Annotated in this window: 19 protein-coding genes; 8 read left to right on the forward strand and 11 right to left on the reverse strand. The window is 33.9% G+C overall.

Translation table 11 applies throughout. The annotated features are described in order from the left end of the window. Positions 1-2: 2 nt before the first annotated feature. From LNP81_RS04145 to LNP81_RS04165, 5 genes are all read right to left on the reverse strand, one after another. Positions 3-338, reverse strand: a complete 336-nt coding sequence (locus LNP81_RS04145) for a hypothetical protein (protein WP_031455095.1) — start codon at positions 336-338, stop codon at positions 3-5. Between the two features lie 174 nt (positions 339-512). Continuing rightward, positions 513-1,331 carry a TIGR02452 family protein gene (locus LNP81_RS04150; protein ID WP_230033659.1) on the reverse strand — a complete coding sequence of 273 codons (819 nt, stop codon included), beginning with the start codon at positions 1,329-1,331 and terminating at the stop codon, positions 513-515. After that, the gene (gene prs / locus LNP81_RS04155) at positions 1,328-2,155 is read right to left on the reverse strand and encodes a ribose-phosphate diphosphokinase (RefSeq protein ID WP_230033660.1); all 828 of its coding nucleotides are present in this window, start codon (positions 2,153-2,155) and stop codon (positions 1,328-1,330) included. Before prs ends, LNP81_RS04150 begins: the two co-directional genes overlap by 4 nt. Positions 2,156-2,230: 75 nt before the next feature. Beyond that, positions 2,231-2,923 (reverse strand): NUDIX hydrolase, encoded by a 693-nt coding sequence (locus tag LNP81_RS04160; RefSeq protein WP_065448749.1) that lies wholly within the window; start codon positions 2,921-2,923, stop codon positions 2,231-2,233. A 189-nt stretch (positions 2,924-3,112) separates the two neighbouring features. Then, entirely contained in the window at positions 3,113-4,018 is a 906-nt protein-coding gene (locus LNP81_RS04165; protein ID WP_230033661.1) for a LysR family transcriptional regulator, read from the reverse strand. Positions 4,019-4,103: 85 nt separating this feature from the next. On the opposite strand from LNP81_RS04165, the gene LNP81_RS04170 reads away from it, so the two are divergent. Together LNP81_RS04170 and LNP81_RS04175 are read left to right on the forward strand one after the other, a co-directional pair. Then, positions 4,104-4,865 (forward strand): type 1 glutamine amidotransferase domain-containing protein, encoded by a 762-nt coding sequence (locus tag LNP81_RS04170; RefSeq protein WP_230033662.1) that lies wholly within the window; start codon positions 4,104-4,106, stop codon positions 4,863-4,865. Between the two features lie 178 nt (positions 4,866-5,043). Next, positions 5,044-6,201, forward strand: a complete 1,158-nt coding sequence (locus LNP81_RS04175) for an iron-containing alcohol dehydrogenase (protein WP_230033664.1) — start codon at positions 5,044-5,046, stop codon at positions 6,199-6,201. Between the two features lie 256 nt (positions 6,202-6,457). Here LNP81_RS04175 and LNP81_RS04180 read toward each other — a convergent pair whose 3' ends face one another. Further along, on the reverse strand, positions 6,458-8,944 hold the full coding sequence (locus LNP81_RS04180) for a toxin-antitoxin system YwqK family antitoxin (protein WP_230033666.1): 2,487 nt from the start codon (positions 8,942-8,944) through the stop codon (positions 6,458-6,460). A gap of 183 nt (positions 8,945-9,127) precedes the next feature. On the opposite strand from LNP81_RS04180, the gene LNP81_RS04185 reads away from it, so the two are divergent. The 5 genes from LNP81_RS04185 to LNP81_RS04205 all read left to right on the forward strand — a co-directional run bounded on the left by LNP81_RS04185 (position 9,128) and on the right by LNP81_RS04205 (position 17,275). After that, entirely contained in the window at positions 9,128-10,123 is a 996-nt protein-coding gene (locus LNP81_RS04185; protein ID WP_230033668.1) for an NAD(P)H-dependent glycerol-3-phosphate dehydrogenase, read from the forward strand. A 403-nt stretch (positions 10,124-10,526) separates the two neighbouring features. Continuing rightward, positions 10,527-13,199, forward strand: a complete 2,673-nt coding sequence (locus LNP81_RS04190) for a TonB-dependent receptor (protein WP_230033670.1) — start codon at positions 10,527-10,529, stop codon at positions 13,197-13,199. Positions 13,200-13,215: 16 nt separating this feature from the next. After that, positions 13,216-14,523, forward strand: coding sequence for a DUF4876 domain-containing protein (locus LNP81_RS04195; RefSeq protein WP_230033672.1), 1,308 nt, complete (start codon positions 13,216-13,218; stop codon positions 14,521-14,523). A gap of 11 nt (positions 14,524-14,534) precedes the next feature. Then, positions 14,535-16,133 carry a DUF6850 family outer membrane beta-barrel protein gene (locus LNP81_RS04200; protein WP_230033674.1) on the forward strand — a complete coding sequence of 533 codons (1,599 nt, stop codon included), beginning with the start codon at positions 14,535-14,537 and terminating at the stop codon, positions 16,131-16,133. A 2-nt stretch (positions 16,134-16,135) separates the two neighbouring features. Next, a complete protein-coding gene (locus LNP81_RS04205) occupies positions 16,136-17,275 on the forward strand; it encodes a cytochrome-c peroxidase (protein ID WP_230033676.1) in 1,140 nt (379 codons plus the stop codon). 195 nt (positions 17,276-17,470) lie between these two features. Here the strand turns inward: LNP81_RS04205 and LNP81_RS04210 are convergent, their stop codons facing one another. The 4 genes from LNP81_RS04210 to LNP81_RS04225 all read right to left on the reverse strand — a co-directional run bounded on the left by LNP81_RS04210 (position 17,471) and on the right by LNP81_RS04225 (position 20,129). Then, entirely contained in the window at positions 17,471-17,878 is a 408-nt protein-coding gene (locus LNP81_RS04210; RefSeq protein WP_065448758.1) for a hypothetical protein, read from the reverse strand. Between the two features lie 190 nt (positions 17,879-18,068). Continuing rightward, entirely contained in the window at positions 18,069-19,088 is a 1,020-nt protein-coding gene (pheS, locus tag LNP81_RS04215; protein WP_230033678.1) for a phenylalanine--tRNA ligase subunit alpha, read from the reverse strand. Positions 19,089-19,173: 85 nt separating this feature from the next. Further along, entirely contained in the window at positions 19,174-19,623 is a 450-nt protein-coding gene (locus LNP81_RS04220) for a hypothetical protein (RefSeq protein WP_230033680.1), read from the reverse strand. Between the two features lie 149 nt (positions 19,624-19,772). After that, positions 19,773-20,129, reverse strand: a complete 357-nt coding sequence (locus LNP81_RS04225) for a hypothetical protein (protein WP_029270935.1) — start codon at positions 20,127-20,129, stop codon at positions 19,773-19,775. 389 nt (positions 20,130-20,518) lie between these two features. Between LNP81_RS04225 and LNP81_RS04230 the strand changes: the two genes are divergently transcribed. Further along, positions 20,519-21,073, forward strand: a complete 555-nt coding sequence (locus tag LNP81_RS04230; RefSeq protein ID WP_230033681.1) for a CvpA family protein — start codon at positions 20,519-20,521, stop codon at positions 21,071-21,073. 639 nt (positions 21,074-21,712) lie between these two features. Here LNP81_RS04230 and LNP81_RS04235 read toward each other — a convergent pair. Then, positions 21,713-24,118: a glycoside hydrolase family 95 protein gene (locus LNP81_RS04235; RefSeq protein WP_230033682.1), complete on the reverse strand. Its 2,406-nt coding sequence runs from the start codon at positions 24,116-24,118 to the stop codon at positions 21,713-21,715. Positions 24,119-24,130: the final 12 nt, after the last annotated feature.

A 24,130-nucleotide genomic window follows, 5' to 3' on the forward strand; every position in this document is an offset into this window, starting at 1 on the left:
AACTAAAATGTTTTACCAAATAAATATTCGAATCTCTTTTTTGTCACTTCAAACTGAATATTTAAATTTCTGATTGTTAATGATAATTCCATATCTTTTTGCACAAATGCTTCCGGTTGAAAGTCAGCAAAAGTCAAACTATTCTTGTCAAGCGGACTAATGTCGATAAGGCCTTCCTGCTCTCTTTCGAGTCTTTTTATTTTAAGTTCGATATCTTCAACTCGACGTCTGTAAATTAATTCAGAGTCTTCACCAATGGTTTTGGCTCTGTCTTCTCTAATCTGATCATTGTTTCTTTTTAAAGACTCAATAAATCTTGGTTTTAAATCATCACTCATTTCTTTTGTGGTTTTGTTTCAGGTTTTCTTTGTTTCAGGTTTCAGGTTGCGCACTGAACTTAAAACTTTGAATCTTAAACTTGAAACGGTTAATAGCTTTTTGTTTTGTTTCAGGTTTTTCTTGTTTCAAGTTACCGTATAGAACGTGAAACCTGAAACTTGAAACCTTTCAACTTAATTTAATATTTCTTCAAATTGTTTGAAATTTAATTTTTTTTCGGAATTGTCAAATACCGCAAAAACTATTTTTTTGAAAGCACCTGCATATTTTTCAGCAATAATTTTTTTGAATAATTGTGCTACATCTTTGGGTTCATTTCTAAAAACACCGCAGCCCCAAGCTCCCAAAATCAATGTTTCGCTTTTTTGTTGTAAAGCAATTGCCAAAACTTTATCCATTCTGTTTTTTAAGACCTTTTCTGTTTCAGCAATTTCTTCTTTTCGGTTATGCTGCAGCATCGCGCCTTTGTTTGGTGCAGGTGCTGTAATTACGTCTGCGACAAATGGTTTTTCAAAATAATCTCCATTATCATCATTCCAAAACAAAACATTCGGACTATAAATCATGTAATCTGAATATAAAAACGAAGATTGATTTCTATTAAAATCGTACATCGCTTTGTCTTTGATCTGCGTTTCATACAGGTTTGAAGATCTTGCCAGACTTTCTTCCTGAGCCGAAGCGCCTCCTAAAAATCCACCGCCCGGATTTTTTGCAGAAGCAAAATTCAGAACACAGATTTTACCGTTTTTCTCTTCAACGATTGCTTCAATTGTAGAACAGTTTTTGGTGACAATTTCTGTTTCAAACGTATTAGAAATTGGTGTTTTCAGGATTGCATCCCAATCGTTTGGCGCAATTGTAAACGTATTTTGTATCGATTCTTTGAGTTCTTTTTCTATAACTACCTTTTTTCCTTTATATTCATAAAAACCATTTTTTACGATTTCTAAGGTTTTATTGGCTATTTCGACTCTGTAATTTTTATTCATAATTCTAATTTTACAACCTCAACCTTTTCATCATCAAAATCTTTAAAAGAGTTCGTTGTAAATATTTTGTCGAAACAATCTAAAACTTCAAAACCTTTATTAAAGATTCCGTGGCTTACGGCTAAGTATAATTTTCCGGCATTTTTGTTTTTTAATTCTTCGGCTAAGCCAACAAAAGTTCCGCCGCCGTCGCAAATGTCATCTACAATTAAACAATCCATGCCGTTTAGATCGTCTTCGTATACTTTGAAACCAGATAATTTTCCGGTTTTTACATCGCGGCTTTTACTGCATTCTACTACATCAACTCCACCTAAAAATTCAGAAACTTTGTAGATCTTTTTAAGAGCGCCACCATCCGGAGAAATCAATTTTACGTTTTCGCCAATTACTTTTAAAACTTGTTGAATAAAAGTATGGTTCGGAATCACTTCGCAATTGTTTACCAATGCCGGAGTAACTTCAGAATGCGCATCAAAAACAAAAACTTTGTTTAGCTGAAGTCCGTTGATGATATCTGCATATACTTTTACAGAAAGCGGTTCTCCTTTTATCATGACACGATCTTGTCTTGCCGCCGGAAAATACGGAATAAACAAATCGATTACTTTAACATCCATTCTGCGTAAAGCATCTACCGTGATACACAATAAACCCAAATCGTTGAATGAATTTAATCTATGTGTGATGGTTACTTTTTCAGTGTGATCAAAATCTGGATTGATTTTAATGTGTGGTTCTCCGCCAGAAAATGTAAAACTTTGAAATTTGATTTCTTCCTGATTAAGTATCGGAGTGAATTTTGGGTCTAGGTTAAGTATCATAGCTTTTATAGTTTGCGTTAATTATACGCAAATGTAGAATTAAATTTTAAATAAACAATTTATTTTGTGTAAAAATTACGCAAACTTTATTTCGAAGTGAAAGCCTTTATCTATTAATTCATTGTATTTCAATTTATTAAATCGAAATAATTTTGCCGGACGACCACTTTTTATGGGTGAAAATTTTTCTGTTTCTTCTAAAAATCCATAACTAAGGATTTTTTTTCTAAAATTTCTTCGGTCGATTTCTTTCTCTAAAATGGTACAATAAAGATTTTCGAGGTCTGAAAACAGAAATTCCGCCGGAAGCAAATCGAAACCAATTGGTTCGTAAGTCAGTTTTGCTTTTAATCTTAAAATGGCTTTCTCAATAATTAAATTATGATCGAATGCCAAAGAAGGGATTTCGTCAATTTTGTACCATTGTACTTTATCCGCATCGGTATCGGCTTTAATTTCCAGATTCGAAGCATCTACTAAAGCGTAATACGCAACCGAAATAACACGATTTCTGGAATCTCTGTGAATATCATCTCCAAAAGTGTACAGCTGCTCCATAAAAGTAAGCTGGACATTGGTTTCTTCGTGTAATTCCCGAATTACCGCATCACTCAAAGATTCATCATTTTTTACTAATCCGCCTGGTAAAGCCCAATATTTATCGGCCGAACCAAATTTTTGTTCGATTAAAAGAACATATAAACCATTGTTTTTATATCCAAAAACAATGGCATCAACGGCGATTCTAATATTTTGTAAATTTTCCATAACTTAAAAAAGAGTTTGCGACGAATTGCACTAATTTTATCGAATTATTATTTTGCCACAGATTAAAAGATTAAAATGATTTCGAATCTGTGAGAATCTTTTAATCTGTGGCTAACTTTTTAACCACAAAGAATTAGTGCTAATTCGTGGAATTCGTGGCCAAAAAAAAAGATTTTGTGGCTAAAAAAATTATAATCTATTACCAAAAAACAACTTCAATTCTTTAGAAATAATATCAAAAAAAGAATTCAGATTATTGTTTTTAGCCGTTAATAAATAAACGTATTCTTCCGGCACGTGAAAACTATTCCACAATAATTGCAGTTTATTTTCTTTGATATATTTTCTCGCATTACAATTCCACGTTATGGCTACTCCTTCATTATCTACCAACATTCTAAGCATTTCAGATTCTGACGGAATAATATAATTAGGCACCATCGATGGGCGTTTTTTATTAAAAGCGTGCAGCCAGAATAATTTTATATGCGGAATTCTGGCATCGTGACTGTACCATTTTTGTTCGTTAAGCCATAGCTCTAAGTCTGTAAAATTGTCTGCTTTTAATTTCTGACGAAATTCTGTTGCATCCAAATTTACTGGCGCCACCATAATCAGCTTAATTTTTCCGACGATTTCATAAATAGTGTCAAACGTATCAAAACGTTTTGTGGTGATGGCAAAATCAAGTTTTTTGGCATCGACAAGCGCAAATAGCGCATCATTATCTGCAAAGGTAAAATCGATTAAATCAAATTTAGAGATTAACAAATTGCCAATACAATTAAAAAGATCTTTCGAAATACCTACCGATATTAATCTGTTTGCGTCCTCAGCCTTTGCCCTAAAAGTATTCTCTACATTTTCAAGGCGATCGAGCGCATCAATGATTAAATTATTCAGTAACTTAGCGTATTCCGTTGGTTCTACGCCCTTTGACTTTCGGTTAAACAATTTATTACCCACATGAGCTTCCAGCATTGAGATTTGCTGGCTAACTGCAGGCTGACTCATAAACAACTCTTTTGCAGCGATAGAAAAATTTCCGTTTTTATAAACCGCTTTAAATGTTCTGTACCATTCGAGATTTACCATGACATAAATTTATTTATAACAAACATAGTTTATTTTATTTTTACAAATATCACTTAAGCTGTAAATTTGACAAAAATTTAAACTTATGAAAAAAATAGCATTACTTACGATTATAACCTTAACAGCTTTTAGCTCAACCGCTATAGCTCAAAAAACAAATAAAAAAAGTATGAAAAAAGTATTATTTGTTGTAACCAGTAACGATAAACTGGGCAATACAGGAGAAAAAACTGGATTTTGGTCAGAAGAACTTGCTGCACCTTATTATGAATTATTAGATCAGGGAGTAGAAATTACAATTGCAACTCCGCTTGGAGGTCAGCCACCAATTGACCCAAAAAGCGCCGATCCTGCATCTGCAACTGAAGACACAAAACGTTTTGATGCCGATAAAACATTACAGGAAAAATTAAAACACACGCTTAAACTTTCGACTATTAATCAAAAAGATTATGATGCTGTTTTTTATCCTGGAGGTCACGGACCACTTTGGGATTTAGTCGAAGATAAAAACTCAATTGCTTTAATCGAATCTTTTTATACGCACAAAAAACCAGTAGCTTTTGTTTGTCACGCTCCGGCAGTTTTGAAAAACGTAAAAGTAAACGGTGAATTTTTAGTAAAAGGCAAAAAAGTAACCGGTTTTACCAATGAAGAGGAAGAAGCAGTTGGATTAACCAAAGTTGTTCCGTTTTTATTAGAAGATGCTTTAACCCAAAACGGCGGTAAATTCTCAAAAGGACCAAACTGGGCACCATATGCTGTAGAAGATGGTCTTTTGATTACAGGACAAAACCCGGCATCATCTAAATTGGTAGCTGGTAAATTATTGGAGAAATTAAAGTAAGATGCTAAGGGACTAAGGTTCTAAGTTGCTAAGATTTTCTGCTGGCAACTTAAAAACTCAATATCTTATTCACTAATTAATAAAATTTAAATAATAACGATGCTAAGTTTGCTGGGTAAATTCAAAGAAAAAAAACTTAGAACCTCAGAAACTTAGCATCTCAGAAACTTAAAAAAACATGCTAAACTTTGAATTATATAATCCGACGAATTTAATCTTCGGAAAAGGACAAATAGAAAAACTTTCGACTTTGGTTCCAAAAGACGCTAAAATCTTATTGGCTTACGGTGGTGGAAGTATTTTTCAGAACGGAATTCACGAACAGGTAATCAAGAATCTTAAAGGTTTTGATATCGTTGAATTTGGCGGAATTGAGCCGAATCCTCATTTTGAAACTTTAATGAAAGCTGTAGAAGTAATCAAAAAGGAAAAAATTACTTTTATTCTGGCTGTTGGTGGCGGATCTGTTATTGACGGTGTAAAATTTATTTCGGCAGCTGTAAACTTTGACGGAAATCCGATTGATATTTTGCAAAAACGTTTGTTGATTAAAGAAAATGCAATGCCTTTTGGAACTGTTTTGACTTTACCGGCAACAGGAAGTGAGATGAATTCAGGAGCTGTGGTTACCATTACCGAAACTCAGGAAAAACTGGCTTTTGGCGGAAGCGCGATGTTTCCTCAATTTTCTATTTGCGACCCTACTGTTATTGCTTCTTTACCAAAAAGACAATTGCAAAACGGTGTTGTAGATGCTTATACTCACGTAATGGAGCAATACTTAACGTATCCGCACGAAGGTTATTTGCAAGACCGAATTGCCGAAGGAATTCTTCAAACATTAATTGAAGTTGGTCCAAAAGTGGTGGAGAATCCTACCGATTATGCTTTGGCTTCGAACTTTATGTGGAGCTGTACAATGGCGTTAAACGGATTGATTCAAAAAGGTGTTCCGTCTGATTGGGCAACGCACATGATTGGTCACGAATTAACTGCTTTATACGGAATTGATCACGCGAGAACTTTGGCTATTATTGGCCCAAGTTTATACGAGGTGATGTTTGATACTAAAAAAGAAAAATTAGCGCAATACGGAAGAAGAATTTTTGGTTTAACAGGTTCTGATGACAAAGTAGCCAAAGAAGCTATCGACAAAACTGTTGAATTTTTCCATACTATGGGAATGGATACTAAACTTTCTCAATATATTGAGGATTACAGCAAAACAGCAGATTTTATTGTAAATCGTTTCGACAAAAGAGGTTGGAAAGGTTTAGGCGAAAAACAATTGATTACTTTAGATAAAGTAAAATCGATTGTTGAGATGAGCTACTAGCTTCAGTCGCAGTATTTAGTCGCAATCAAACTGAAAACTGTGACCGTAAACTGAAAACTAAAAAAAAAAGGCGTTCTTGAATTTTTCAGGAACGCCTTTTTACAATACTAAAACAAAACTAACTAACTCAATTTTTGCTAAACTCATTAAATTCTAATTTACAAGTAGTTACAACGTAGTAGTTTTATTTTTATTGTGTATAATTAAAAATAATTTTTATTTTTTTTGATCTTCTTCTAAAATCGTAGAAAACGGCTTATTTAAAGTCTTCATTCATTTTCTTTTCTAGAATTTCATGCAATAGTTTCGTTTCTGCTTTTACATTTTTAAGATCCACATTCTTTTTTTCTGCTAAAAGCTTTTCTTTCATAAATAATTTCAAATCATACAAATTATTTTTGTTTTTCAATATCAGCGTTCCTATTTCCGGTTTTTTTGCCTGATTAAGTCTGAGACCGGCGATCATATTTCCTTTCAACTCATTGCCAAATAATAATTCAACATCTTTTTCTGATGAAATTCTTTCAGCTATTAAATTAAAATTTTCTTCGATCGTTTTATTATGATCTAGATACAACGTAAATACGGTATTAAACATTTCTGAATCTCGTCTTTTATCGTCATTCCCTTCTGTTACAGTAAAAAGCCTCGCCTCAATTTGATTATTAGTTTCAAAATACAAAATACTTCCTGTTTCTACAGGTGTGGCATCATTAACTTCTAATAAACAACTAGTAGCAAGCACTTTATTATCAATACTAAATTTCCCGATATTCCTATTGCCTGATTTTTCTAAGACGATTTTTCCTTTTACTTTATTATTAAATTCCTCCAGTTCGATAGCATTGTTTTTTAACTCAAAATGATAACGATTAAAATAATGCATGGCAAAAACATCAAAATCAAAACTCTTTAAAACTCCATTTTTCCAATATTTCGAAATAAACTGTCTGCCTTGTTTTATGTATTCAGGACCGTCGACTATTTTCCCTTCTTTGTAAGTCGATTTTATATCGTAATTTGGGTATTGATATTTTTCGAGATTTTCCAGATAATTGTTTGAATACTGATACTTTTTTGTACCATTTTCATAATAATCAACATAATTAAACTCTCTGAGATCTGCTGAAAAATATCCCGAATAAGGTTTTTCATCTTTATAAATTCCTTCATAAGAATCCTGCATGTTTTCTGCAAGGGTAAAAGAGCGATCGTCTATTTTTGAGAGTTTTCCGTTTGTATAATGTTTTGATTTTAAAATATTGTTTTCATCCGTTCTTCCATATGTACTTCTATAAAATATTTCCTCGGCAATTGCTCCTTTTTTATAGATAATTGCTTTTTCAGCTTCTGCTAATTTTCCCTCATAAGGCAAACCATTTTTATATTCGAGTTTTCCGGTTACTTCTCCGTTATCATAAAAAATAGTTTCACCATCTATAATATCATTTACAGCGTTGTACGTTTTTACAGGATTATTAATGTCGTAATTAAAAACTTTTTGCAATCCGTTTTTCTTAAAATCAGCAACATGAATTAACTCATGAAGATCTTCTCCGGTTTTTACAACAAATGTTCCATTATAAGGTTTGCCATTTTTGTAAATACCTTTGGCGACAATACTGTCAGTATCCGTTTTTACTATTGCTTCTCCCTCTTTTAAACCTTTTACATAACTTTGATTAATTAGCAATCTTCCGGCAAAATTTTCTTCAAAATTCCCCTCAAAGGGTTCGCCGTTTTTATATAATCGTTTTTTCATTATGGTTTCATCTTTATTATAAACGATTTCATCGCCTACTTTTTCACCATCGGTATATTTAGTCAATTCGTGAATTTTACCATTTGAATAATACTTAATTTCTTCGCCAAATTTCTGTCCCTGCTTATAACCGGTTTTCGATTTAATAGAAACTGCAAATTTGTTTTGAGTATAATATTGATAATCATTACCGTTTGAAATCTCACTACCGTATTCCTCAAAATCATTTTGATTGATGGTTTGCAGTACTTTTCCTGTCGCATCATAATTTATCTGTTTAAAAGGGTGCATTCGGTCGTACTCAATATCATACCAGGTTTCCTGGGCCAATTGTTTTGAGTTGATCCAGAATATTTTTTTCTTCACTATTTTCGTTATAACCTTTTTTTTAGTTCCAGTCTGATAATCTTCAACCATTACAGGTGCCGTTTCAACCATAACTTCGGTCTGCTCCTGATAAGCTTCTTCCTCTGACTTGTTGTTTCGGTAATCATCCCAGTTTCTAACTTCTTCAAAATCTCCTTCGACCGGCTTGCCATTAAGATATTTTCCTTTCATTAAAACAGTTCCGTCCTGATGATAAACAATCGAGAACCCGTTTTTCCTCCCTTTTTTATATTCAATGGTTTTACGTTTTTTTCCATTAGGATAATAATAGGTCAAAACGGGAACGGCAGAATTATTGTAATATTGATATTCCGATGTATCGAAACCGTTTTCATCATACCAAACAATATCTCCAACATAACTATTCTCGTCGCTTTGCAAAGCATAACCTTGAAATTGCGGAGTTTTATTACTGTAGAAATCTTCCATTAAAAACAGATTACCTACTTTTTTTGATGGTTTAATTCTATAAAAAGAAGCGTTTTCTTTAGTAGTTTCTTTCCAGTCCTTATCATAATAAATACGATCTGCATTTTGAGAGAAAGAAAAGCTGCTTGTCAAAATCAAAATAATATTAAAAATTTTAGTTGTCATATTTGAGAGAAATTTCACCGAATGTAAGGCTTTTTTGAATTCATTTAATTTTTTAAAGATAAAAAATAGTGCATAAAATTCAACTCCTGATATTTAGATCTCAACAATCAATTTTAATTTCTTAAATCAGATTTTGTGATATTACTGCATTATTAAGTACTTTTGTTTTAAATTATTAAAAAAATGAGCGAAAATCTAAAATTTGCAGTAATTGGAGGAGGAAGCTGGGCTACGGCAATTGCAAAAATGTTATGCGTGAATCTTTCAGAAATTGCCTGGTATATGCGTAACGATGCTGCGATCGAGCACATTCAGAAATACAAACACAATCCAAATTATTTAAGTTCGGTTGAATTTGATACCGCAAAACTTAAGTTAACGAACAATATAAACGAAGCTGTAGAATATGCAGATTATGTCATTTTTGCTATTCCGTCAGCCTTCTTAGATGCTGAATTAAAGAACTTAACGGTTTCTTTGTCTGATAAAATCATCTTTTCGGCCATTAAAGGAATTGTTCCTGAGACGAGTTTAATTGTTGGAGAACACTTTCATATTCAATACGACATTCCGTATTATAATATTGGTGTTATCACGGGGCCTTGTCACGCTGAAGAAGTAGCTTTAGAAAGACTTTCGTACTTGACAATTGCTTGTGGTGATCCTGAAAAAGCCAAAGTGGTTGCTAAAACATTGTCCGGAAATTACATCAAAGCCAAAATTTCTGATGATATTATTGGTACTGAATATGCTGCAATGCTTAAAAACATTTACGCGATTGCCGCCGGAATTGCTCACGGTTTAGGTTACGGAGATAACTTTCAATCAGTTATGATGAGTAACGGAATTCGTGAGATGAAAAAATTCATCAAAAAAGTTCATAAAATGAAACGTAACATTAATGATTCGGCATATTTAGGCGATTTATTGGTTACAGGATATTCTGTTTTCTCGAGAAACAGAATGTTTGGCAACATGATTGGAAAAGGCTACACCGTAAAAAGTGCCATGATGGAAATGAGTATGGTTGCCGAAGGTTATTATGCTACCAAAAGTGCTTATAAACTCAATCAGGGTTACGGAGCAAAAACGCCGATTATCGATGCTGTTTACGCTATTTTATATGAAGGAAAAGATGCTAAATCTGTCTTTAAAAAACTGACGGAATCTTTAGATTAATTTTTCAGTCGCAATCACAGTTTTCAATAGCAGGTGTAAAGACTATATTTTTACTATAGTAAAAAAAAAGAGTCAGGGAAATATAAAGTTCCTGACTCTTTTTTTTATGCTCAATTTTTAAAATTTAAAGCTGAACCACACGAATTAACAAGAAATATTCTGCTTCAGAATACATCAAACCTACATCTTACCAAAAAAAAGTTAAGTCGTTGTACTTACAAAATCACCAAAGCACTATTCAATTGTTTATCAATACTCTAACTGAAAATTTTAGAATCCTGCCGAATATGTTTTTCTGACAAATTGAAGTATACTCCTTTTTACAATCCCCTTATTTTGCATTGCTTCACAAAGAATTATTGATAGATTTGCGCATTATTTTTATTGATTCTAATTAAATACAATGCGTTTTATTTTATTTTTCCTTCTTATTTCGGGTTCTGTTTTCTCTCAAAGAGTGATTACAGGTAAAGTCATAGATAAAGAATCCTCAACTTCTTTATCGGGAGTTTTTATTCGGGATACAAAGTCTGATAACTGGAGTATTTCTGATAAAGATGGAAATTTTAAAATCACTCTTGTTTATTATCAGGACGTTGAACTAAATTTTTCTATTCTTGGAAAAAAAGACATCAACGAAATTGTAAAAAATGATCAAAACTATCTTACAGTTTATTTAGAAGACAATACATTACACTTAAAAGAAGTAGTTGTTACTGCCGAAAAGGAAAGAAAGTATTCTGAATTAACACTGGGAACAAATGCGATAAATAATGTTCAGGCTTTTTCTCTTGATGATGTTTTACAACAGCTTCCTGGGCAGACCACAACAAAATTTAATCTTAACGAGTATAAAAATATTGTTTTTCGTACGGCATCAGAAGCCTCAATTTCTTATGCAACCAAAGCTTTTGGAACCTCTTTTGTTATGGATGATATTCCAATTTCAAATAATGAGAATATGCAGGCCTTTAATCCCAATTCGGGCCTTGGCGATTCTTTTGGTACAAAAACTAACACTTTTACGAATACCAATAAAGGAGTCGATTTAAGAGAGATATCGACTAATAATATTGAAGAAATAAAAGTCATTCAGGGAATTGCTTCTGCAAAATATGGCGATATGACTTCTGGACTTGTTTTAATAACGACAAAGGTTGGGAATAGTCCGTATCGTATATCTGCATCGATAAGGGATGCAACATCTCAGCTTAATTTAACCAAAGGAGTGAAATTTAACATTAATAACTCCATGAATTTCGGCATTAGTTATCTGGATTCTAAAGCTGACCCTAGAGATAACATTTTAAATTTTAAAAGGGTAAACGGAAATATATCCTGGCAGTATAAAAACAACGATGCTACTGTAAAAAACACGGTAAGTACCTCTTTTAGAATGAATCTCGATGATGCAAAGAGTGATCCGGACGATATTACGGCCGTTATAGTAAAAAATGAAAAGCAAGGATTTTCTATATCGAATAATTTAATGTGGAAACCTAAAAATTTATGGGTAGATGGAATTAATGTCAACGCAAGTTTGAGTTATGACCGACAATTTACCCGTAGAGAAAGATGGCTTAACACATACACTTCAGCTGCAACCGATAGTCGTGAGGAAGGCATACACGAAGCTATCATTGTTCCTTCGCAGTACACGAGTATTAGTACCGTAGAAGGTATTCCTATTTCGACATTTGTGACACTGGAAACGACAAAAACTTTGACCAACAAAAGCAATTGGATCCATAGTCTGGTTTTTGGAATTTCAAACAGAATAAGTTCTAATAAAGGAGAGGGAAGAAAAAATGCTGCTACGGGATTATTTAATCTTTACACACTTGGAAAAGAAGGATCAGGTACTCTTGCTTACAGAGATTATGACTTCGATCAAACAAAAACAGAATATCAGACGTCTGCTTACCTTGAGGACAGAATATTTAAAAAATTTGAAAATAATCAACTTTTAAATGTTGACTTAGGCCTACGATTTGACAATCAAATGGGAAGTATTTCTTTACAACCCCGTATAAATTCATCTTATACCCTTAATAAAACATTCAGATTACGCGCCGGAGGAGGGATATCATCAAAAGCACCATCCTTAAACCAGTTGTATACAGGTGACCGTTATTTTGATAAACTAGTAGGAAGCGGAATTTATACCTATCCCGGAATTTATCAAAAAGCCTGGATACAAACCGTTATAACTCCTGGTGATAATTTAAACTTAAAACCCAGTAAATCCTATCGAACAGAAGTTGGTTTAGATATTAAACTGCCATTTGCTTCTGTCAATTTTACAGGATATTACAACAAACTCTTTGATGGTTTTTCAGGCCAGCAGGTTCCGGTTTATAAAATAATTCCAAAGGCACAGGTTATCGTTACAGGAACTGAGATTCCAACTTATGAAATTAACGGAACTGAAAAGTTTTACTACATGAGCAACGCAATAACAAACAACAGCAGCTCAGAAGATAAAGGTTTGGAAACAACCATCAATTTCAAAAAAATAAAAGCACTTAATCTGGATATAAGTATGAATGCTTCTTATACCTCTACAAAAGATTTTTCAGACGTAAAAGAATATTATCCTTCATCTAGTCTTCTTTCACCTGAACTATACGGCGTATATGATAAACAAAACTATTGGATGGATAATTTTACAACAAGCTTTAATTTTAACTATCATATTCCGGCTGTTGGCTTGCTTGTTAGCGTGAGAAGTGAACACATTTTATTACGAAATTCCAAATCGCCAACAGGCAATTTCTTAAACGGATACCTAGATACTGAACTTGTATATCATGAAATTCCGGTTGAAGACAGAACAAACATTCAGAAATACGGACATCTGATAAGAATTCCAGGTGAAACACAGAGCAAACTTCAAAACGTCCTTCATAATTTTCATTTGAGAGTTTCTAAGGATTTTTTAAATGGTTTCAGCGTTTCGCTTTATTCTACCAACTTTTTAAACCTCAAACCTTATTATTACGACACAAGCGGCTTGAAAGTATTATCTAATATTGCCCCTCTTACATTTGGAGCAAGTCTTAATTATCAATTTTAAACTAAATATATATACCATGAAAAAAAAATTCCTTATTACTATAACTTTCATGTTAGGGTTATTAATACAATCCTGCAGCAATAACGACGACGAGGCGTTAAAACTTGTAAACCTAACCATAACGCTTAAATATGATGACACATTCAATAATCTTGCAACAAAAAAATCAACTGTTCTTATTGTAAATAACGAAACAGGAAATAAATACACTGTAGAAAGTGACAATAATGGTATTGCACAATTCAATCAGATTTTGCCTGGTATATATTCAGTTTCTGCTACTAAAGTGATGCATTCTCAAGAGTTTACAGAGACTTTTGGTTATACCCCAACTGAAACTGAAGTGAATTTTAATGGTGCCGAAGCAAGCTTAGTGGTAAACACAGAAACTACTCCAATAAATATTACAATGAAAACATCAAAAGTAGGTGACTTTGTAATTAAACAAATTTACTATGGTGGTTCTGACACCAAAAAAGGGGCTGTTTTTAGAGATCAGTTTATTGAAATTTACAACAATTCAAATACAATACAATATGCTGACGGATTGTATATCGCGCAATTATATGGTACCAATGTTACAACAGTATTTGCTTATACACTTTCTACAGGTCAATTTGACTGGAGTAAATCTGAAGAAATGACAATAGGTGATGATGCAAACAAAAATTATGTATACGCTTCTAATGTTGTACAAATTCCAGGAAACGGCACACAATATCCAATACAGCCAGGAAAAAGTATTGTGATTGCTCAAAATGCTATTAACCACCAATCGAACTATATAGACAATACAGGAAAATCGGTAAGCATACTAAGCCCTGAATTAACGGTTGATTTAAGTACTGCAGATTTTGAAGCATTTTTAGGAACTTATTCTGGTGATCTTTATCAATTTGACATTCAAAATCCCGCAGTACCAGATTTAGGAATTGCATATTGGGGGAATGGAAATAATGACTTGATTCTGGATCCAAGCGGAAGACAATCTTTTGCAATTTTTAATATGAATACTGTTGAATTTGCAAGTCTAAAAAAATACAAAAATCCTAAAGGCGATAAGAATTTGTATTTACAGATTCCTAGTACAATAATTACAGACGGTGTTGAGCTTACAAAAGATTTAGGATCTGGTCTTGTACCAAAAAAGCTGCCTGCACAAGTAGACGGAGGAAACACTTATTTGCCAAGTGGTTCTTATTCTTCAAAATCTGTAATGAGAAAGACAAAAACAACAATTGGAGGAAGAATTATTTTACAGGACACCAATAACTCAACTAACGATTTTGTAGAAACAAAAGCAAATCCAAGAGGATTTAACTAAAATTTTCATTAATGAAAATCACAACTGTTACACTTAATAATACCAAAAGTAATGCCCTGAAATATTGGGTATTACTTCTTTTATTTATTTTTAGTCATTTTTCAGTACAAGCTCAGGATACTATAATTGTAACCAATCATGTTATTGATGCCCAGCTTAAAAATCAAATATTCAAATATCCTGTAAATTATACCAAAAAGCATATCAAAGATTTCACTTTTACAGAACTATCATATGAATATCAAAAAAATCAATTTGCCAGAAAACAGATCGCGAATGAAATCAATTCTTATCAATTTTTGGCTCAGGGGTATTATACAACAAAATCAAAATGGAATTTTTTTGGTAATTTATCCCTTAAAAAAACAGATGAAAAAGATTTGGGATGGGTACTTTCTGATGATCGTTCTGAAGAGCAAGAGGTTATTCTTCCTCATTATTTTTATGTTCCAAGAAAAGCAAACTGGACCAATCAGGAATATAAAATTAGCGGGGGACTTTCTAAGGATATTACCAATCACATATCAATTGCTGCAAAACTTAATTACAATACCGGAAAATACAGTAGAAATCTGGATCCGAGGCCTGAAATTATTTCAAGGAAAATTGGAGGAGAATTACAGCTGGGATATCAGTTGAAAGAAAACCATAAAATTTTTGCTCTGGTAGATTATTCCAGATCTGATAAAGATTTTTCATACAAATACAAGGATACACATTCTAATGTAGAGGGCAATCCGGATACTTATTTGCGATTTAATACAGGGTACGGAAGAATTATTAATTATTTCAAGTCTAATTATTACAACAGTACACGATTTCTTTATAAGGAAAATCAAAACAAAATGGGCTTAGGTTATAACTTTAGTACTAATAACACCAAGTTTACTGTTTTATATTACAACCAAAAATCAGATAACAATTTCTACAGCGACGTTTTTGACAATCCAGATAACGAAAGGCTGACTATTAAAACAACTACCAATCATGCTGAGCTATTTGCTTTGCATAAATGGGATAAAAAAGAAATAAAAACAACATTGAAATTTGACAAAAGCAAGGCTCAAAATTATGATTTAAAAAACAACGGCTATAATTATAAAAACAGTTTAAATGCAATTAGTTGGTTAAGTGCTGTTTCACAAAAAACAGGCTCGCATATTGATTATCTATTTGGATTAGATGTTCTTTACCAGCAAAACCAATACAATGATATTATGGCGACAAATGATATTGAAATAAACTCGCTTAATACAGGGATATTTGGAAGCAGGGATTTTTCATTTGGGAAAAGTAAACTAAACTCCACCGTAAGTTTTAATATGTATTTTCCGCTTGCGTCAAAATTAGAATATTACGATACTTCCGGTGGCACAAATGCTGCTTTTCTAAACGAAGTCATTATTCATGATTATGTCGTGAGTACCACAAATTATTTTGCTCCTGCGTTGCGATTAGAATACAGCTATCCGGTAAAAAACAATAAAACAGTGGTTTTCTTTACCAATTTTAAAGAAAAAATAGCACTGAAAAAACAAAATGATTACACCGCCATTATCAATACCAATACTACTTATTGGATTCAGTGTGGTGTACAATTAAATTATTAAAAATGAAAACAAAGTTTATTGCCATTGGGGTAATGGTATTATCACTTATTATCGTTTCTTATGCTAAGATCAACCCAACGCTTTCTATTTCCGAATTAAAAAGATTATACAGCAGCGGCGATTATCAAAAATGGCCAAAACCAGAAGTTGATTCACTTGTTTACGCGCAGGGTTTTGAAGATATAGGAACTCTGGGCCAACCTGAATTTCCTGAAGACAATAAATACACCGAAGAAAAAGCAGCTTTAGGAAAAGTCCTTTTTTTTGATCCGAGATTATCCAAATCGGGGCAAATTTCCTGTGCCAATTGCCATGATCCCGAACTGAATTGGGGCGATGCCAGAAGGGTTTCGTATGGAGAAGGAAGGTTACAGGGGATTAGAAATTCTCCGAGTTTGATGAATATCGCTTATGCGAAAGTTTTCTTCTGGGACGGAAGAGCGGCAACGCTTGAAGATCAGGCAAGCTTTCCTATAAAAGATACCAAAGAGATGAACTTCCATATCGATCTGGCTACAAAAAGACTGAATAAAATAAAAGGATACAAACCTTATTTTCAAAAGGCGTTTGGAAAAGAAAAACTAACTCAGACGGAGATTCTAAAAGCAATCGCCACTTTCGAAAGAACTTTGATAAGCCCGAAAAGCAGATTTGATAAGTTTGTCGCAGGAGATTCTACCCAATTAAGTAATAAAGAAGTTGAAGGTTTGCATTTGTTTAGAACCAAAGCACGTTGTATCAATTGCCATAATACAGCTACTTTCTCAGACAATAAATTCCACAACATAGGTTTGACCTATTACGGAAGAGAATATGAGGATTTAGGAAGATATAACGTAACCGGAAAAGCAGAAAATGTAGGGGAATTTAAAACCCAATCTTTACGCGGAGTATCTCAAAACGCACCATATATGCACAATGGTTTATTCCCAAATTTACGTGGTGTTTTGAACATGTACAATGCTGGAATGCCTCAGCCCAAAAGAAAGGAAAGCCAAGCGAACGACACATTATTCCCGACAACATCAAGATTGATTGAAAAGTTACAATTGAAACAATCAGAGGTTAATGCTCTGGAAGCTTTTATAAATAGTTTATCAACCGGAGCTTATAAAATGAGACCACCTGAGTTACCGCAATAGTGGTTAGTTTTCAGTCGCAGTCGCAGTTTTCAGTTTCAATGTGAGTACTTGAAAAATAATAAAAAGAGTCCGGAAAATAATTTTCCGGACTCTTTTTATTTATAAATTATTCTAACTTTATAAGCTTGATAAAAATTGAGACTGAGACTGAGACTGAGACTGAGACTGAGACTGAGACTGAGACTGAAAACTAGCCTACTTCACCATCACCCCTTCAACAAAAAGAATCGGCACTTCTTCTGTATCGTTCTCGTTGATTAGATTTGATTTGAAAATGAATTTCTTGTCGTACAGTTTATTGTCGATAAAGAAAGTAACCATGAATTCGTTGTTTAGAACCAAAAGACTCTTTTCGACCATTTCGATTTTTACTACCGAAACTGCGGGAACTTCAACAAAGGCGTGACGTAAAACCGAAGTCTTTTTCATTTCGCCATCTATCGTTCCAAATGCTTTAGAAACGACCATCACGCTGTCAAGATTAAAGTCGCTGTCGTTTACTAGATAAGCGTACCACACTTTCTCCATAAAATCGTCGCTCCATTCCTGAACAGCGGCAATAAATACGTTTTCTACTTCCGGGATTGTTATATCTGCTTTCATTTTTATTAAATTTTAAAACCTTTGTCAAAGTCTAAACTTCAACAAAGGTTTGTTTTATTATAAAGGTAATTTAAGTCGTAAAGCCCTAGCCCAGATGGAAGCGGCATCCTTTTTCTGGCTTCTTTAGCCAGGAAAAGATATAGCGGACAGCTGGAAATAGCTCCTAATTCCGACTACAATTATGATGATATTATATATTTGCTTTGAATTGCTCTAAGAAACGAACGTCGTTTTCGTAAAACATACGGATATCGCCAATTTGGTACAATAACATTGCAATACGCTCTACTCCCATTCCGAAAGCAAAACCGTTGTATTCGTCCGGATTGATATCGCAATTTTTAAGAACGTTAGGATCTACCATTCCGCAACCTCCAATTTCTAACCAACCGGTTCCTTTTGTGATACGGTAATCGGTTTCGGTTTTCAGACCCCAATAAATGTCAATTTCGGCACTTGGTTCTGTAAATGGAAAGTATGACGGACGTAAACGAATCTTCGATTTTCCGAACATTTCTTTAGTGAAATAAAGCAGTGTTTGTTTCAAATCGGCAAACGATACATCTTTGTCAATGTATAAACCTTCGACCTGGTGGAAAATACAGTGAGAACGTGACGAAATTGCTTCGTTACGAAATACACGTCCCGGAGAAATAGTACGAATTGGCGGTTTGTGATTTTCCATATAACGCACCTGAACAGATGATGTATGCGTACGCAACAACACATCAGGATTGGTCTGGATGAAAAATGTATCCTGCATATCACGCGCCGGATGGTATTCCGGTAAGTTCAATGCAGTAAAATTATGCCAGTCGTCTTCGATTTCCGGACCTTCGGAAACGTTGAAACCAATGTTGGCAAAAATATCTATAATTTGGTTTTTAACGATCGAAATAGGGTGACGCGAACCAATAATTACCGGTTCTGCTGCACGCGTTAAATCACCAAACATTCCTTTGACTTCCTGTTTGCTTTCAAGTTCTTCCTGTATAACACGAACTTTCTCTTCGGCAACAGCTTTTAAAGTATTTATAACTTGTCCGAAATCTTTTTTCTGATCGTTTGGAATATTTTTGAACTCTGAAAAAAGTTCTTTCAACAATCCTTTACTCCCCAAATATTTAATACGGAATTGCTCTAAGGATTCTTTATTTTTATCATTAAAGGCTTTAGCTTCCTCTATATGTTGTTTTATCTTGTCTATCATCGATCTTACTTTGAAGGTGCAAATTTAAGGATTTTGTTCTAAGTATGAGGTCTAAAATTTAAAGTTTCCTTTCAAATTCATGAATCTATCTTATCAAACTAATTTTCTGTTCTATTTGTTTGACTTTTTCCAGCCAAAAAGTTATTCCTTCGTCGTTTTTAATAATTTCTTTTTTATGTTTTGATGCTACTTTACCTAGTTCAGCCCAGCTTTTATTCCATTCTTTATCTCGTTCGATATTATTCGTCGGTTCTATTCTGGAACGCCAAAACTCTATATTTTTAAAGTATTTTTCTTTTAAATCTTCAAAATACTCGATTAGTTTTTCTTTAGAATTAGGAATATAACCCGGCCCGCTGCAGCCACAAGAATGAAAAGCGATTCCAACAGAATAGAGACTTTTCATATGTTCCCATTTTTTGAGATCGTCTTTTTTGGGCGATTCAAAATCAAGTCCCATACTCGCCATTAAGTCCCCGCATTCCGGACATTTAGCTTCCTGAACTGATTTTTCACCTCTTTGTATGTCATTCATCAATCTTCTTTTAAATGTCTTTCGACAATTAAAACAAGCATAATGTGGTTTATAAGAAACCATTGCATATCTACACATTTCTTTCTGGTTTTCAGTCGCAGTTTTCAGTCGCAGTCGCAGTTTGGCACTGTAAACTGAAAACTAAAAAACTATTCAATAAGTTCTCTTTCTAAAAAATAATTCACAATGGCTTCTTTCATCAAAACCGATTGTTCTCCTGCTTTTAGTGGTGGTAATTCTTCTTTTACTTTGTAGTGTGGCCATCCTTCGGCATCAAAAAAATCGAATTCATAAAACCCGTAAGGCTCTAATAATCGACAAATGGCGATGTGCATCAGGTTTAATTTTTCGTCTTTTTTGAATTCGCGGTGTACTTTTCCGAGTTCCTGAACTCCAATAAGGTAAATTATGGCATCTAAATCTAAGTCTTCTCCTTGCGAAAACTGATTAGATAGTATATCGACGAGCTTTTCCCATCGCTCTTTTAGTTGTGTATCTCTGGACATTTTATTTGTGGATTTTAGATTTTAGATTTTAGACTGAAGAACGATTTAAAGATTATTTAAACTTAATTTCTACTATCATAGCTCTAAAATTATTATCGCAAAGATAGGAAGTTCAAATCCAAAGACCTAAAATTAAAGATTTCTCATACATTATAAATAAATGGGCCACGGATTTAACGGGTTGAACGGATTAACACAGGTTACTTTTTTGTACTGTAAATCCTTTCGCCATGTATAAGCAAAACCTCAGCCAATTGAAATAATATTAATCAGCGTTAATCTGCTAAATCCGTTTAATCTGCGGGCTATCAAAACTTACTCAAAAACTTTGCCCGCCGAAAGCAGATAATTCTTTTATATTTGCGCCTTAATTAAATGAAAACAGAACCATGAGTTTTTTTGATATTATTGTTGCTGCTCTTTTGGCTTTTAGTTTATATAAAGGAATCCAAAACGGCCTTTTTGTAGAAATCGCTTCTTTTATTTCGTTATTGTTGGGAATTTATATTGCGATTAAGTTCTCTTCGTTTATGAAGGAACTCATCATGAAACATGTTTCCTGGAATCCGAACACAATACAGGTTACGGCTTTTATCCTGACTTTTATTCTGGTCGTAATAGGCGTTTATTTCTTAGCCAAAATCCTTACCGGAATTGCTGATTTTGCTTTTCTGGGATGGGCGAATAAATTGGGTGGAGGTTTCTTTAGAATCTTAAAAACGATTCTGATTATGAGTATTTTTATCGCCCTTTTTGAGAAAATGAACTTCAATGAAACGTTTGCTAAAAAAGAAACGCTCGATAAATATTATTTTTATAATCCAATAAAAAAAGTAGCGGCCTTTGTTTATCCTTCAATTGAGAAATGGTATGATACTTTTAAAGAAGAACATGCTAAAAGTTCTGAAGAGAAATCAAATGAAACTACTACCGAAAAGGAATAATTGAATTGTCAGGCTGAGCGAAGTCGAAGCCCTTTATATAAAGTAAGCCTTCGACTTCGCTCAGGATGACATTAGTTTTCAAAAGAAATTTAAGTCCCAAAGGGACGAAATTTTTATAGAAATTTTTAACGTTATAAGCATAGAACCTCATCTGGGTGAAATATAATATGTCGCTGCGATGGAGCTTGATTTACCAGACGTACAAATTATTTACTATAAACGTGGCGCTCCTATGGAGCTTAAAATAGTAAATCTAACAATTCTGATCCCGAAGATTTGTAAAAAACAATAAACGCCTTTATAGCGAAACCCGACAGGTTTTAAAAACCTGTCGGGTTTATTATTTTTGTTTTCAAAAGAAATTTAAATCCCAGAGGGATGAAATTTTTATAGAAATTTTTAACGGTATCAGCATAGAACCCCATCGGGGTGAAATATAATATGTCGCTCCGATGGAGCTTGATTTACCAGACGTACAAATTATTTGCTATAAACATGGCGCTCCTATGAAGCTTAAAAATAGTAAATCCAACAATTTCAATCCCGAAGATCTATAAAAAAGAATAAACGCCTTTACAGCGAAACCCGACAGGTTTTTAAAACCTGTCGCGTTTGACAAAGATTGCGTTTAGAACTATTTTACCACTTTACTTCTAGTTTTTCTCCTTTTTTCAAGGTGATATTTTGTTTTTTATCGCCAGAAATTAAAGTTGTTTTCCCTCCCAATTTAGAGGAAACCGTCACTTTTTTCAGGATCTTATTTTCCCAATTCATTTCGATTTCAAATCCGCCACGGGCGCAGATTCCTTTTACTGATCCTGTTTCCCAGGCGTCAGGTAAAGCAGGTAATAATCTGATTTCGTTTTCGTTTGATTGAACCAGCATTTCGGCAACGGCTGCGGCTCCTCCAAAGTTTCCGTCAATTTGAAATGGCGGATGCGCGTCGAATAAATTCGGGTATGTTCCTCCTCCTCTTCTTGGTTTTTCGGTTTTCTTTCCGTCAGGATCTACGTAACGCAATAATTCGCGGAACATTTTGTAGGCACGATTTCCGTCCCAAAGTCTTGCCCAAAGATTGATTCTCCAGCCTTTTGACCAACCTGTGGTTTCGTCACCTTTTATTTCCAGAGTCTTTTTTGAAGCTGCAGCTAAATCTGGTGTTTTCTCTGGAGTGATATGATCTCCGGGGAAAAGTCCGAACAATTGCGATTGATGACGGTGTTTAGGATCTTTATCTTCCCAATCGAAATACCATTCCTGCAGATTTCCTTTTTTGCCAATTTGATACGGATATAATTTTGAAAGTGCTGTTTCTAGTTTTGCTCTAAAATCGGCATCGGTATTTAAGGCTTTCGAAGCTTTTATCGTTTTATCGAAACATTCTCTTATCATGGCCAAATCAGCCGTTCCTCCGTACATGGTTGCACCAACAAAACCATCAGGTGTCAGGTATTGATTTTCGGGCGATGTGGATGGCGATGTGATTAGATTTCCGTTTTTATCGGTTACCATCCATCCTAAAAGAAATTCAGCAGAACCTTTCATTATCGGATAACCTTCATTTTTTAAATAGGCTTTATCCTGTGTAAAAATATAATGCTCCCAAATATGCGTGCTTAACCATGCACCGGCGAGTGGCCAACAGGCCCACATTGGATCTTCTTTGCCAAATTGCCCAACGGGATTTGTCATTGCCCAAATATCAGAATTATGTGCCGCAGCCCAGCCTTTATCGACTCCGTAAAAAGTCTTTGCGGTTACTTTTCCGGTTACCGAAAGATTTTTTATAAAGCTTAAAAGCGGCAAATGCATTTCTGAAAGATTGGTGTTTTCTGCCAGCCAATAATTTTCTTCCAGATTGATATTCATGGTGTAATTACTACTCCATGGCGGATTTAAATGCGGATTCCAAATGCCTTGTAAATTGGCCGGAACGCCTAAAGTTCTGGAACTACTTATGAGTAAATAACGTCCGAAATTGAAATATAAGATTTCGAGGTTTTTATCTTCTTTTCCGTCAGCGTAACGCAATAAGCGTTCGTCTGTTGGTAAATCCGGAGCGGTTGTTTTGCCTAAATCTAAAGTTACGCGATTGTAGAATTTTTGATAATCTTTTGTATGGTTCTCTTTTAATTGATCGAATGATTTTGCAAATGACTTATTTAGGTTTTGCAAAGCAATTGATACATCGTCTAATCCTTCGGTTGCTGGATTTTTGTCGAAACCATTAAAACTTGTCGCAACAGACACGTAAACATATGCTTCTGTGGCATCTTTTAAACTTAAAAAATCTCTGGAACTTGTCACTTTTCCGTCTGTTTTTTTAATTTGAATTAAAGTAGTAAATCTTGTTCCTCTATCTTGTATTTTTTGATATTTTGGTACAACCTGGTATCCTGCATTTTCATGAATTGGTGCAACTCCGGTCATTACCAGGATATTATTTCTTACTTCGACATTTGACTTTAGTAAACTTTTTAAATTAATGTCAAAATTTAAACCGCCTTTTATACTGCTCGTCAGTTTAATTACCATGATTTGGTCTGGTGCTGAAACAAAATATTCACGTGTAAATTTTATACCGTTTAATTCATAACTTACTTTTGATATTGCGTTCGAAATATCCAATTCCCTGCGATAATTTACCGCTTTTCCTTTCTCGGAATTATTGATTTCTAATGTTCCAAGCGGAGCATAAGATTCAGAATTTTTCCCTTGAATTTTTTTATTTAATTCTTCGGCTAGTTTGTAGTTTTCGTTTTTGAGCGCTTCGCGAATGGCCGGAATGTTTTTGTAGGCTTCGGGATTCATATTGGCATTTACGGGCTCGCCTGACCACAGCGTAATGTCATTCAGGTAAATTTTATCTGAGTTTGCTCCGCCAAAAACCGTTGCTCCCATTTTTCCGTTTCCTAGAACTAAGCTTTCTTCAAAGAATTCTGCGGGTTGATTGTACCACAAAACATGACTGGATTGTGCCGTCATATTTGTACAGAAAGGGGTTAATAGTACAATGAAGAATATTTTTATGAGGTTTGATTTCATGTATTCTTTTTT

The organism is Flavobacterium piscisymbiosum, from assembly GCF_020905295.1.
Classification (GTDB): domain Bacteria; phylum Bacteroidota; class Bacteroidia; order Flavobacteriales; family Flavobacteriaceae; genus Flavobacterium; species Flavobacterium piscisymbiosum.